This window comes from Leptothoe sp. EHU-05/26/07-4, assembly GCF_043421015.1.
Classification (GTDB): Bacteria; Cyanobacteriota; Cyanobacteriia; order Phormidesmidales; family Phormidesmidaceae; genus Leptothoe; species Leptothoe turfae.
This window is the reverse complement of record NZ_JAXSQV010000004.1, coordinates 12,165-23,707: the sequence shown is the minus strand read 5'-3', so window position 1 is coordinate 23,707 and position 11,543 is coordinate 12,165. Positions and strand designations below refer to the sequence as shown.

Annotated in this window: 12 protein-coding genes; 10 read left to right on the top strand and 2 right to left on the bottom strand. The window is 49.9% G+C overall.

The features are described from left to right. Positions 1 to 95 precede the first annotated feature (95 nt). From U2F10_RS13120 to U2F10_RS13105, 4 genes are all read left to right on the top strand, one after another. Positions 96 to 347 (top strand): DUF2283 domain-containing protein, encoded by a 252-nt coding sequence (locus U2F10_RS13120; RefSeq protein ID WP_163662172.1) that lies wholly within the window; start codon positions 96 to 98, stop codon positions 345 to 347. A gap of 234 nt (positions 348 to 581) precedes the next feature. Then, positions 582 to 2,687, top strand: a complete 2,106-nt coding sequence (gene argZ / locus U2F10_RS13115; protein ID WP_499872393.1) for a bifunctional arginine dihydrolase/ornithine cyclodeaminase — start codon at positions 582 to 584, stop codon at positions 2,685 to 2,687. Positions 2,688 to 3,259: 572 nt separating this feature from the next. Further along, positions 3,260 to 4,915 carry a transglutaminase domain-containing protein gene (locus U2F10_RS13110; RefSeq protein WP_499872391.1) on the top strand — a complete coding sequence of 552 codons (1,656 nt, stop codon included), beginning with the start codon at positions 3,260 to 3,262 and terminating at the stop codon, positions 4,913 to 4,915. Positions 4,916 to 5,099: 184 nt separating this feature from the next. Beyond that, positions 5,100 to 5,261, top strand: a complete 162-nt coding sequence (locus U2F10_RS13105) for a hypothetical protein (RefSeq protein WP_499872389.1) — start codon at positions 5,100 to 5,102, stop codon at positions 5,259 to 5,261. A 264-nt stretch (positions 5,262 to 5,525) separates the two neighbouring features. Here the strand turns inward: U2F10_RS13105 and U2F10_RS13100 are convergent, their stop codons facing one another. Continuing rightward, positions 5,526 to 6,302 (bottom strand): transposase, encoded by a 777-nt coding sequence (locus U2F10_RS13100; protein ID WP_499872387.1) that lies wholly within the window; start codon positions 6,300 to 6,302, stop codon positions 5,526 to 5,528. Positions 6,303 to 6,361: 59 nt separating this feature from the next. Between U2F10_RS13100 and U2F10_RS13095 the strand changes: the two genes are divergently transcribed. The 3 genes from U2F10_RS13095 to U2F10_RS13085 all read left to right on the top strand — a co-directional run bounded on the left by U2F10_RS13095 (position 6,362) and on the right by U2F10_RS13085 (position 9,570). Next, entirely contained in the window at positions 6,362 to 6,835 is a 474-nt protein-coding gene (locus U2F10_RS13095; protein WP_499872385.1) for a hypothetical protein, read from the top strand. After that, entirely contained in the window at positions 6,835 to 7,629 is a 795-nt protein-coding gene (locus tag U2F10_RS13090) for a hypothetical protein (protein ID WP_499872383.1), read from the top strand. The genes U2F10_RS13095 and U2F10_RS13090 overlap by 1 nt, the downstream gene beginning before the upstream one ends. 336 nt (positions 7,630 to 7,965) lie before the next feature. After that, on the top strand, positions 7,966 to 9,570 hold the full coding sequence (locus U2F10_RS13085; protein WP_499872382.1) for a DUF6399 domain-containing protein: 1,605 nt from the start codon (positions 7,966 to 7,968) through the stop codon (positions 9,568 to 9,570). Between the two features lie 64 nt (positions 9,571 to 9,634). Here U2F10_RS13085 and U2F10_RS13080 read toward each other — a convergent pair whose 3' ends face one another. Beyond that, complete coding sequence (locus tag U2F10_RS13080) at positions 9,635 to 9,835, bottom strand: ribbon-helix-helix domain-containing protein (RefSeq protein ID WP_499872380.1); 201 nt, start codon at positions 9,833 to 9,835, stop codon at positions 9,635 to 9,637. 203 nt (positions 9,836 to 10,038) lie between these two features. Between U2F10_RS13080 and U2F10_RS13075 the strand changes: the two genes are divergently transcribed. From U2F10_RS13075 to U2F10_RS13065, 3 genes are all read left to right on the top strand, one after another. Then, positions 10,039 to 11,040, top strand: a complete 1,002-nt coding sequence (locus U2F10_RS13075; protein WP_499872378.1) for a ParM/StbA family protein — start codon at positions 10,039 to 10,041, stop codon at positions 11,038 to 11,040. Positions 11,041 to 11,043: 3 nt separating this feature from the next. Beyond that, the gene (locus U2F10_RS13070) at positions 11,044 to 11,184 is read left to right on the top strand and encodes a hypothetical protein (protein WP_499872376.1); all 141 of its coding nucleotides are present in this window, start codon (positions 11,044 to 11,046) and stop codon (positions 11,182 to 11,184) included. A 200-nt stretch (positions 11,185 to 11,384) separates the two neighbouring features. Further along, positions 11,385 to 11,510, top strand: coding sequence for a hypothetical protein (locus tag U2F10_RS13065; protein ID WP_499872375.1), 126 nt, complete (start codon positions 11,385 to 11,387; stop codon positions 11,508 to 11,510). Positions 11,511 to 11,543 lie beyond the last annotated feature (33 nt).

The window sequence follows — 11,543 nt, the reverse complement described above, 5'->3', positions numbered from 1 at the left end:
TGTGTGATGCACAATTCAAGCCAAGCAAACGCTTTGGCGATGCCAGTTTATGCTGGTAAGTAAGTGCGTCATTGGAATCAAGGAAATCTTTGCCCATGAAAGTCGTTTATGACCCAGATAAAGACATCCTACAGATTGCTTTCGTCTCTACTGTGATTGAGGAAACAACGCAAATCTCACCGGGATTAGTGCTTGACTATGACGAAGATGGGCAGGTGATTGGTTTAGAAATCAGAAGGGCATCGATTAAAACAGATAGTCCTTACGCTATCTCCTTCAATATCGGTCAAGCCAATCTCAATAAGCCGGTGACCAACGGCAAAGAGTTGGCAAGTGGCAAAGAATAAGGAGTTCGGTGCTAAAGTTTGTCATGCAACCGCCCATGCGGTTTCTGCATAAACGACATTCTTAAAACACAACAGGTCAACAGGTCATAACTTTTGGAGTCATTCTTGAAATCATAAAAACACTTCAAAACAAAAAAATGGTTGTTCATCATCGATCAATGATAATTGAGGAAGGAACGTAGACTTCTCCTCTAGCTATTGACCGTTCTACCACTCTGCTCACTTGAGGTGACCATGAAAGAGTCCGTGCGAATTTTGATGTGCGCTCCACAGCACTATGACGTTGATTATGTAATTAATCCCTGGATGGAAGGCAATATCCATCGCTCATCGCGCGATCTTGCCCAGGAACAGTGGAACCAGCTCCACAATATTCTCAAAGAGCATGCAACGGTGGAGTTAGTGGCACCTCAGCCTGGATGGCCAGATATGGTATTCACAGCAAATGCTGGGTTGATTCTCGACCACACCGTTGTTCTCAGTCGCTTTTTTCATGCTGAGCGGCAAGGGGAAGAACCCTATTTTCAGCAATGGTTTGCAGACCAGGGTTACACCGTCCACACGTTACCTAAAGGGTTACCCTTTGAAGGAGCTGGGGATGCCCTGATTGATCGCGTCGGGGGATATCTGTGGGCCGGATACGGTTTTCGCTCAGAACTCGACTCCCATACCTATTTAGCTAAATGGCTAGATGTGGAGGTCCTTTCCCTGCGGCTCATTGACCGCCGCTTCTATCATCTGGACACCTGTTTTTGTCCGCTGAACAATGGGGATTTACTTTACTATCCCCCAGCGTTTGACACTTACTCAAATCATCTAATTGAGCGACGCATCCCGACCGAAAAACGGATTCCAGTGAATGAGGTAGATGCCGTCAACTTTGCCTGCAATGCGGTCAACGTTGACCAAACTATTATCATGAACAGTGCCAGCGATGGTCTCCAGAAAACTCTAGCCGCACGCGGTTTTAAGGTAATTGAAACACCCCTCACCGAATTTCTAAAAGCGGGCGGGGCTGCCAAATGTTTAACATTGCGGGTAACAGAACCGCGTCAAGACTCTCCTCAAGCCTCTTCTATTCAGAGTCGGATGGTTCACCTAGAGGGCCATTTGCTAGACTCCGGCATCGTTAATCGAGCATTGGACACAATTGTGTCTGGTGGCGGCAGTTTTCAGGTATTGCACTTTGACCTCGGCGCACAGCGGCAAGATATCTCAACGGCAGACGTGAAGGTGTCAGCCCCCGATGGAGATGTCATTGAAGACATCATGGGGCAACTGGTTGATTTGGGAGCAGTCGTCACCTCAGAGGATGTTTCCCCTGACGCTCACTTAGAAGCTGTATTACAGGCAGGCGTGGCCCCTGATGATTTTTATGTGACCGCCATCTACCCTACAGAGGTTTCTGTGAACGGGCAATGGATTAAGGTACAGGGCCAGCGCATGGATGGAGCCATTGCTATTACTCAAACTCCAGACGGTCTAGTAGCTCACTGTAAACTGCTTCGGGATTTACAGATAGGCGAATCTGTTGTGGTCGGTAGCGAAGGTATTCGCACTAAACGTACGACTACCACCCTTAAAAAGAAATCCACAGAGGAGTTCAGCTTTATGGGCGCTGGCGTCTCCAGCGAACGGCGTGTGGAGTTAGTGGTGGAGCAGATCGCCTGGGACTTACGTCGCATCCGTGATCAGGGTGGCAAAGTGGTCGTCACGGCAGGGCCAGTGGTGATTCATACTGGCGGCAGTGAACACCTGCGGCATCTCATTCGTGAAGGCTATGTGCATGGGCTGTTGGGGGGAAATGCGATCGCAGTTCACGACATTGAGCAGGCACTCATGGGCACCTCCCTTGGCATGGATATGAAGCGGGGCGTTTCCGTCCATGGAGGGCATCGCCATCACCTCAAAGCTATCAATACTATTCGCCGCTGCGGCAGCATTGCCAATGCAGTGGACCAGGGGATCTTACAAAGCGGAGTCATGTACGAATGTGTGAAAAACAACGTGCCCTTTTCCCTGGCTGGATCTATTCGCGACGATGGCCCACTGCCCGATACCCAAATGGATTTGCTCCAAGCCCAGGCGGATTATGCTCGTTTGATTGAAGGAGCAGACCTGATTTTGATGCTCTCGACCATGCTGCACTCCATTGGTGTGGGGAATATGACCCCCGCCGGGGTGAAGATGGTTTGTGTGGATATTAATCCAGCAGTGGTTACAAAGTTAAGCGATCGCGGTTCGTTGGAATCGATTGGCGTGGTTACTGATGTGGGACTGTTTTTGAGTCTGTTAGTTAATCAACTCAATAAGCTCACTGGAAAATATGCTCGCGTTTGAAGTGTCCTCGAGGGATGTTCAAAATTAGGCTCATAATTTCAGCCAGGAATATTCTTGCCTAATAGGAAATTCAATAACTCCTCTTTTTAGAATTTTGTCGCAGCGCGCAAAATTCTAAATCACCTGACCGACCGCCCAAACCGCCTACTGGGGATATCAATCATTTTTTTCGTAGGGTTCTAGGGCGGCGGAACGCCCTAGCCATGGGGGTGTGGGGAAATCGGAGGGATCCCACGCAGCCGGTTTTGCTGTTAGCCAACCTACAAAATACAGTGGTCGAAAATTGGTTAATTGCGATGAGGGTTGCTCAGGGCGTTCCTCCCCGAACCCCTCCTGTTCGTGGGGGCCTAAACTCCCCCCCACCCCCCGAAAGTAGGCTGTCGTTTATCGCTAAGATTTAGGTTTGGAAGGAGTTACGGCGAGATCAGGGGCAAAGTTACACTAAAATTCGTGAAAGTCTTCTTTTCCCAGTACTTAAAGGGACAATTGTCAGTGTAGTAGACTGCTATTTGGGAAGACCGTAACTCCTTATAATAAAAACCTTAAATAACCGTTAAATTCTCCCCTGATCTATGCCTGAGCAAGGGTTCACCAATAAAACATCGCGGCTGTCTACAATTCGACCAATTGGTGTCTATGCCCTGTCAGGCCTGGCAGCAGATAACGAGTACCTTTTTTCCATTGACAAGGTAAGAGGCTATCTTGTCTCTATCAATCTCCGCACCAACAACACAGTTATCCTCAACCCGTATCAGCTGGAAGATAAGGAATGGATGGGGGCAGTCGGTTTGTCTCTCTGGCAAGATACCTTTTGGTTCGCCAGGGACGAAGAGGTGTTTTGGTGCGATCGCGCAACCCAAAAGCCTACCTTCTTTACAGAACTGCCCTACCCAGTAGCCGGTATCGCTGTTTGGGAAAACATCGTCTACGTTAGCTGCCAAAAATCTGGATATATCCATCTCTTTGATTGCCACACGAGCGATCCTCTAGGAAAATTTCCACAACCTGGTGTAGGTGAGGAAACCTTGGCAACCAACGAGGATGGATTATGGGTATGCGACCAGACAGAACAAACAGTCTACTGCCTTGATCGCGAAACAGGCAAGATTCAACTGAGTGCCCTAACGCCCTACAGTTCACCCACCGGCATCACATTCTATCGACCTGAGGCAGGGCAAGATCCCGTTTGCTATATCGTCTATGCCGATGAAGAACCCTATATTCGTGATAATCCCAATGCAGAGTCGCCCTATGAACTGACATTTCGCGATCGCACCTTTATCCATCCGCTTTATCTTCACAACAACCCAGTCGAACACTACACCCTCTCAAACGGATATCTGGTGGAATTCTCCTATGCTGAGGAAATCATGCCGCTCGATGCCGTCACCCTCAACAACGTCGAATGGCGCATTGCCCTACCTGCCAACACCCTGCGCCAGCGCGTCCGCCACGTAGAACCCATTGGTCATCCTTTTACAATTGAAGAACAAAATGGGCAGCAGGTAGCTGTCTTTAAGTTTGACCAAATTCAGCCTTTTCAGGGAGGTCTCTTAGGCTGGAAGGCCACTGTCGAAATGTATAGTCTCAAATATTGCCTCACCCCTGACGATATTGATGGCGACAAGCCACTACCCACTGAACTACAGCACTACCTCGTTGATGACGACGATCTGGCAATGGATACGGACACCATTCAGCAGGCAGCTAGTGAAGGCGCAGGAACTGAGACAAATGTATTGCGGAAGATGTTGCGGATTCGCAATTACGTTTACGATCGTCTCTCCTACGGTATTCAACCCAAAATCGATACTCCCGATGTGGCGCTAGAACGGGGGACTGGCTCCTGTGGAGAATACGTAGGGGTACTGCTGGCTTTAGCTCGTCTAAACGGCATTGCCTGTCGCACCATTGGTCGCTATAAGTGTCCGCCCCAACCCGAATACCGCCACCTACCCCTAGAACCAGACTTTAACCATGTCTGGCTAGAGTTTTATGTCCCTGGTGTTGGCTGGCTGCCCATGGAATCCAATGTGGATGATGTAATTGAGCGAGGTCCCTATCCTGAGCGTTTCTTTATGGGGCTGGCCTGGTACCACATGGAAATAGGTAAAGGGATTCCCTTTACAAAAATGACTGCCGACGACAAACCTGAAGAGTTTTCATTGCGCGATTTGGCTATTAACCATATTCGCTTTCGAATACTCGATGAGCTGATTCCGCAGTAACTGTGCCACAACTACTGTTGACTGAGCGGAGTCGTTGGCTGAGCGGAGTCGAAGCCAACGTTCCTTTGGGCGGAGTCGTGTAGCCCTGCGGGCATGGGCAAGCCTAACGCGAAGCATCTCCAGCAGGAGTTAGCCAACCCTAAATAAGTTCTTGTTCTTCATTCAAGCTGTTAATAACTCACCTATGTCTACTTCCTACCCTCTGATGATCCATGGTGGATCGGGTTGCCTAGAAGATCTCAAGTACGAAGCTGGTGAAAACGATTTTCGGCAGAGTATTAACGCGATTTTGGAAAAAGGGCGTCAGTGTCGCGCGCAGGGAGACAAGGTGCTGGATGTTGTCTAACATAGGCCCTGAGGCGGACGAGGTCAATAGCAAAGGCTAAACTTCTTTTTCTGCTTTAGCTTTAGCGCGGATTCAGACGTTCAAAATTGACCTAATAGTCAGTTGCTCAGGGAGACTGAACCGGCCCTATTAGATGGGTCTGCTTTGCTGAATGAGCATTGATACGGGTTAGCTGTTCATCAGATATTTCTCCAAGTGACTGCCTAGAGTGATCGATCTTGTTTTGGTTGTTATTGTTTGTTTTTTAAGTGCAATTTATTCTTTCTATGCTTGTTGCTGAGGTTGTTGTTGAACGCCTAATAACTTTATTAATGGTGACTTTTTGCGTCTCAGTGCAGCCAGATACTTCTCTTCATCATAGGGTATGCTATCTTGCCAACAACGCCAGAGAATCCTCCCCCACTTATAGGCCAAGGCTCGAATCGCTTTTTGATGTGACTTACCCTTGCGCCGTTGCTGTTGATAAAATGCCTGTGACCAAAGCGAGCGCGGTCTGGCATGAGCAACCCACTCAACAAAGGTTTGTCTTAGAAAGATAGGGCAAGACCAACGCCAATGAACCCATCGCTTTTTACCACTCTCTTCTTTGACCGGCGCAATGCCAATGTAGCTCAGAAAAGACTGAGCGCAATTAAAGCGAGTTCGGTCTTCACCAAAAGCTGCTAACAATCGAGGCGCTAAATGGGGGCCAGCCCCCGGCAATGCCTTAAAGAGTTCTGCATCCGGCAGCGATTCAAACAACGATTTAATTTGGCGCTCAAACACAATCACTTGCGACAAGACTACTTTCAATAACGCGACTAAGCCTTGTATTAACGCTTGGGCTGGAATGGTAATAGCGTCGTCTCGCGTCAAGGGTGGCCCAGCGTCTTGAATTTGCTGAGTGCGTCGTTGAATCGTGGTTTTGCGGATGATGTGATAGCTACGAAAGAAGTCTCTCAAGACATTAGCCGTGGCAGCTTGAGCCGCTTGTAAGTTTGGAAACTGTTCGAGAAATTCACAAAACGCAATGGTGTCTTTATCGTCAAACCAATCGAGCACTTCTAGTTCCAACTAAGTTTGTTTGGATATCATAAGGTCATCGAGTTTGGAGGCCAAGTATGATGGCCAAACGCAAGCAACGAGGGACAGCAGGGGATAAAACGATCTGCCTGCCCATCGCCGATAGCATTGATTATGACCAGTTGGTTGAGGACCGTGAGGCCTACCGAGAGTACCTGAACGAGCAAATAGCCAGCTATCCGGAGCTGTTCCCCGAGGGAATTGAGGAGGGATATCGGTTTCATGGGTGGGTGACCTCAGCTCGTCAGCACCTGAAAACACGTCGTATATATCTTCCCAAACAAAAAACAGCCTATCAACTGCATCCCGATTTCGTCACGCCTTATATGAGTGAAACGTCTGAGCTAGCAGGCAAAGCAATGTATTTGAGAAAGCATGGCCTCTCTTATGATGGGATTGCTTACGTATTGGGCCGCTCGGAGATGCATTGGTATCGGTTGTGTCAATCTCTTGGCCGAGCATCCATTGTCGGAACAACGTTGAAAACAGAAGAGTCGCTCCCCCCCATCTAGTGGCCGATGAAAAGCATGGTAGCCATCAAGGAGAGCGTATCTATTGGGTGGTGACAGCGGCTAAGGGGTGTATTGTGGGCAGTGGTCTGAGCCCAACGGCTGGATACGAGGACTTGCAAGCGGCGTATGGGGACTTTGAGCAAGAGATGAGCGACCATGCCCCTGACTATCGACCTGAGACAGTCACCACCGATGGATGGGACGCGACTCGTCGAGCCTGGGAAACCCTATTTCCTGGCATCACCTGGATTCTATGCTTTCTACATGAGGTGATTAAAGTGCGTGATTGGTGTCGCTCTAAGCCTGAGTTACGCACCTGCTTAACCGACAAGCTTTGGCATATCTATCACGCCACCAGCAAACGTCAATTTGCTCAGCGATTGCGTCGTTTTCTCGAATGGACACAATCGGTGGAGCTTCCCGACGCCATCCATGACCGGTTACAACGACTCAGAGAAAAATCTCTATTTTTCCAGAGAGCCTTCGACTTTCCTAATGCCTCTCGCACCAGTAATCAGGTGGATCGCCCCATGAACTATCTCGACCGGGCACTCTATGCCATGCAAGATTTTCATGGGGCTTGGGAGGCTGCTGAGTTATCCGTTCGCTCCATGGCGATGCTGTGGAACTTTCATCCATTCTGTCGTAAAACTCAGCAGCAAAATGGAGGCTGTTTGTGTCCCTTTGAGAAACTCAATGGCTTCCGATATCATGACGACTGGATGCGTAATTTGTTAATTGCCTCTTCTCTCAATGGACGGAGACCGTTGATTACATCCCCTCACACAAACTGAGGTGGAATCAGGAATGGTCATCTATCAAGTATGATATTTCCTCTCCTAAAGGGCACCTCCCGAGACATATCTTTTCGGGCAGAGGATCATACGTAAAATTAGTAGTACTGTGTCTTTCCTCTCGCATCCAAACTTGCGAAGTATAAGCTATAGGGGCGGTTCAGCTCTATAAAAACTTTATTCTCGATGTTCTAAAAGGGGTAACTCTTTAAGGCGGGAAATAAATACAGCTTTCAGGTGTGTATAAATAAACACCTCAGTCAAAGACCAGAAAAAGAGCTCTGCAGCAATGCTCAGAGCCATGTATCGTACCCATGCAAAGTAAAGTTGGGAACGATGTCTCTTACTATACGAGAGCGCAGTCAAAAAGTCGCCGATTGTATCAAAACGAATGCAAAGCAAGGGATAGAGTCGATAGCAACCACCCTTGGCATCAGCAAAAGTAGTGTGCATCGTCATCATCAGGCCATTGCACGTCGCAACCAGCATCCGGAATCAGGTTTGTGGGAAACTGCGGCTGGGACTGCCTGGCTATTACGTCTGGTGGTGGGGGTGATCTATCACTTTGGCATTAAGCACGGGGTAGGAGCCGAGAGCCTATCGGAGTTCTTCAGAGCCGTTCACCTCGATACCCATGTGGGGAGTTCTGCGAGTGCGCTACGTCAACTCAAACACCGTCTCTATGAGGCCATAATGGCCTACGAAACGGCGCAAGCCGAGCAGTGCCAACCGGTCAACAAACCTGGCATCTGTCTCGGAGGGGATGAAACCTTTTTTGGCCTGCCGATTCTGGTGCTGGTGGAGTTAGCCAGTGGGTTCATTTTTACAGAAGTGGAATGTGAGAACCGCCGTTATGACACTTGGCTCAAACAGACTGAGACCTGGTGGCATCAGACCCAATGGCAGTGTCACTTTATGGTCAGTGATGGAGCTCGTGCCTTGGTCAAACTAGCGCTCTGCGGTCTGGGAACAGCCAGTGTGGCGGATCTATTCCATGCGATGCGGGCGCTCGGACGTCCTATCGGCAGTGCTCTGGGACGTCAACTCGCTCAGCTTGAAAAACAAGTAGACACCCTTCACCACCAATTAGGCCAAACAACAGACAAGGCCAAGCAACAGGTCTTGTCTTCGCAGCTAGAGTCCCTCTCTCACCAACACCAACAGCTTGAACAAGATCAACACATTTACCATCAGGCCTTGGCAGACATTAGCCAAGCGGTCCATCCCTTCACGCTCGACACGGCCCAATGGCAATTCTTCGACGGCTTAACCACACAACTGACCGTTCCCTTGAGCACCTTGAGCAAGTTGACTTGTCTCTATGGGGGCGATACGGCTCAAAAAGCGATTGCCACCTTTCAAGCTCAGATCCCCCATTTTGCCACGGGGATTCATGCCTGGTGGCAGTGGGTGATCCAGGCCTTAGCCACTGAAACTCAGGAGGTTGACCTCCAAAATTGGGTACTGACAGCCTTGTTGCCCTGGGTCTACTGGTTACAACAAGCTGATAAAACTCGACAGCCTCACCTCAAATCTCGCTATCAACAGGCCGCTAGCGATGCCTATGATCAGCTCATGGCCCAGACGATGACCCTACAGATGGATGCCCCTCAACACCAACACTGGGTGCAGTGGTGTCAGTGGATGTGTGCAAAGTATCAACGCACCTCCTCTGCTGTCGAAGGGCGCAATGGCTATTTGTCGCAGCGCCATCATGTCAACCGAGGCTTTTCTCATCAGTCGTTGAAGGTGCTTACCATTATTCACAATTTCGACCTGAAACGACCCGATGGCACCACCGCCGCACAACGACTCTTTAGACAGCCTTTTCCGGACCTATTTGAATGGATTCTCAGTACGATTGATGAGCTGCCAATGCCTAGACGGTCATATAAAGCACATCAGATACAACCGTTACACGCAGAACTTTTCCCGGCTTAAGTTGTTACCCTTTAGAAACTTAACGAGTCTCTAAAAAACACCACTACCTTTTCCTGTTTCTTAGTTAGTGCCCCTCATCCTTACCAACAGGAAACTTGCCTTGCCCTTCCGCCTCCCGCACTGCCGTCTCAATAATGTAAGCTGCCAAATTTGCTGTGGGTCGTCCTTCATGGTCGGCCCATTTCTCTAGTAGCTCAGCCACTGCATCCGGCAGGGTTACGTTAATCCGCTTGCTCACGCTTTGCCCTTGCATCAACTCGTACATCAGTCTATCCCCTTACATCGCTTTAGACGCGACTCGTATTTCATTACACCTATTGCGTATCTTATTAGATGTAAATATGATGTAACTAGATGCAGGTACGTCAAAACGATCCGCATTTCGTACTTGCCCTTCTAATCAGGACTTGCCCTTCTAATCAGCCATCAAGCCTGACCGCACATCACTTCAAGGAGGCACTGACCTTTATGAAACTTGCCATTGAGCGTGCCGAAACCAGCACGCAACCCGTCACCCAAACGCCTAATAGCGTCCTCACCTATCGCCGTTTTGCCTTTGATGGAGGTAACCGCTTCATCAAAGGGGTTAGCCCAGACCATCAGCCCCGTTGCATTCCCTCCTACATCAAACCCCTGGAAGATTGGGAAGATGCCCTGCCAGACTCGAACACCGTGATTATCGAATCCAACGGCGTCCGCTACGTGGTCGGTCAGGTTGCCCAAGAATTGAAGGGTAAGCCTACCTATCAGCACAGTAAAGCCAACCTGGCCCAAAAGCTATTTCTTGTCGCCCTGGAGCCAACGGAAGATCGCACCCACATTCTGATTGATACCCTGGTCGTCACCACCCCCGATACCCGCGATCAGCAGGCCGTAAAACGGTTAACCGCCCTGCAGGGATTGCACCAGTTCAAACGCAATGGTGTTGAAATTGCCGCCAAAATCAACCGAGTAGAGGTGGTCGATGAATGCCTCAGCGCCTGGCGTTATGCCTGGAATCAAGGCCTGTTTAGCTATCACCGCAAAAACGCCGTGCTCGATCTTGGCGGTGGGACGGCACTGGCGCGCGTGATTCTGCCCAATGGTCTGATTGACCGGGCCGCTGATGTGAAACTGCCCGGTACCTTTGACCTGGCCAATAAGATTGCCGCTGCCCTCAAGGCTCGCTCCGAATACAGTCCCGATTTGGGGCTAATTATGGATGCCATTGCCACCGCTACCTTCACCATTGGTCCACGCCAGAGCTTTGCCGGACTGTTCGAGCGCTGCCGTCAGGATTGGCTGGCAGATATCCAGGCCACTCTGCGAGAAACCTGGGTCAAGCAGGCTGCTGAGATTGGCGAAGTTCTAATTGTGGGTGGATCGGCTACCCTGGCCACGGCCCTGGCCGAGACCAGCAATGGACGATTCAAGATTCCTGAGCAGCCTAGCCCTCAACTCATCAGCCTCTATGGACTGCTGGAGGACTAGACCATGGCACAAGCACGGATTGTCCTGCGGGAAGAGCATCTCACCATTGCCAATGACCTGAAAGAAAACACTCGGCTGGGCAGCCTGACCGAAGTGGTGGGAGTGCTCTTAACCCGCTACGGACGACACCTGAAGGCCACCTGAGAGCTGGAGCCCAGCGCTGACACCATGGCTGATGTGGCCCCAACACCGACTGCCCAGCCCGTCACCCTTTCAGAACAGTCCACCCCTCCAAGGGATCCAGGCACCCATCTAGCTCCCCTCTGGTCCTGATATCTCTCTTATTTCCCACCTCGATGGGTTCCTGAATCTCCATACCATCCACCCCAGGGAGGTTACCAACAATGAAATTTGCACTGGGCGCAATCTTGTTACTCCTTGTTGTAATTGCCGCCAACTTATCGCCTGTCCCCAGACCTGATCCGCTCCACCGAGCTGGCGAGATCCCCCAGCGGTTAACAAATCCGTAAACCCACAAACCTCAAACTCTCTTCTATCCCTGC

Coding starts and splice junctions, on each gene's coding strand:
- U2F10_RS13120 (WP_163662172.1), top strand. CDS start 96: ATGAAAGTCGTTTATGACCCAGATAAAGACATCCTACAGATTGCTTTC.
- argZ (WP_499872393.1), top strand. CDS start 582: ATGAAAGAGTCCGTGCGAATTTTGATGTGCGCTCCACAGCACTATGAC.
- U2F10_RS13110 (WP_499872391.1), top strand. CDS start 3,260: ATGCCTGAGCAAGGGTTCACCAATAAAACATCGCGGCTGTCTACAATT.
- U2F10_RS13105 (WP_499872389.1), top strand. CDS start 5,100: ATGTCTACTTCCTACCCTCTGATGATCCATGGTGGATCGGGTTGCCTA.
- U2F10_RS13095 (WP_499872385.1), top strand. CDS start 6,362: ATGATGGCCAAACGCAAGCAACGAGGGACAGCAGGGGATAAAACGATC.
- U2F10_RS13085 (WP_499872382.1), top strand. CDS start 7,966: ATGTCTCTTACTATACGAGAGCGCAGTCAAAAAGTCGCCGATTGTATC.
- U2F10_RS13080 (WP_499872380.1), bottom strand. CDS start 9,835: ATGTACGAGTTGATGCAAGGGCAAAGCGTGAGCAAGCGGATTAACGTA.
- U2F10_RS13075 (WP_499872378.1), top strand. CDS start 10,039: ATGAAACTTGCCATTGAGCGTGCCGAAACCAGCACGCAACCCGTCACC.
- U2F10_RS13070 (WP_499872376.1), top strand. CDS start 11,044: ATGGCACAAGCACGGATTGTCCTGCGGGAAGAGCATCTCACCATTGCC.
- U2F10_RS13065 (WP_499872375.1), top strand. CDS start 11,385: ATGAAATTTGCACTGGGCGCAATCTTGTTACTCCTTGTTGTAATTGCC.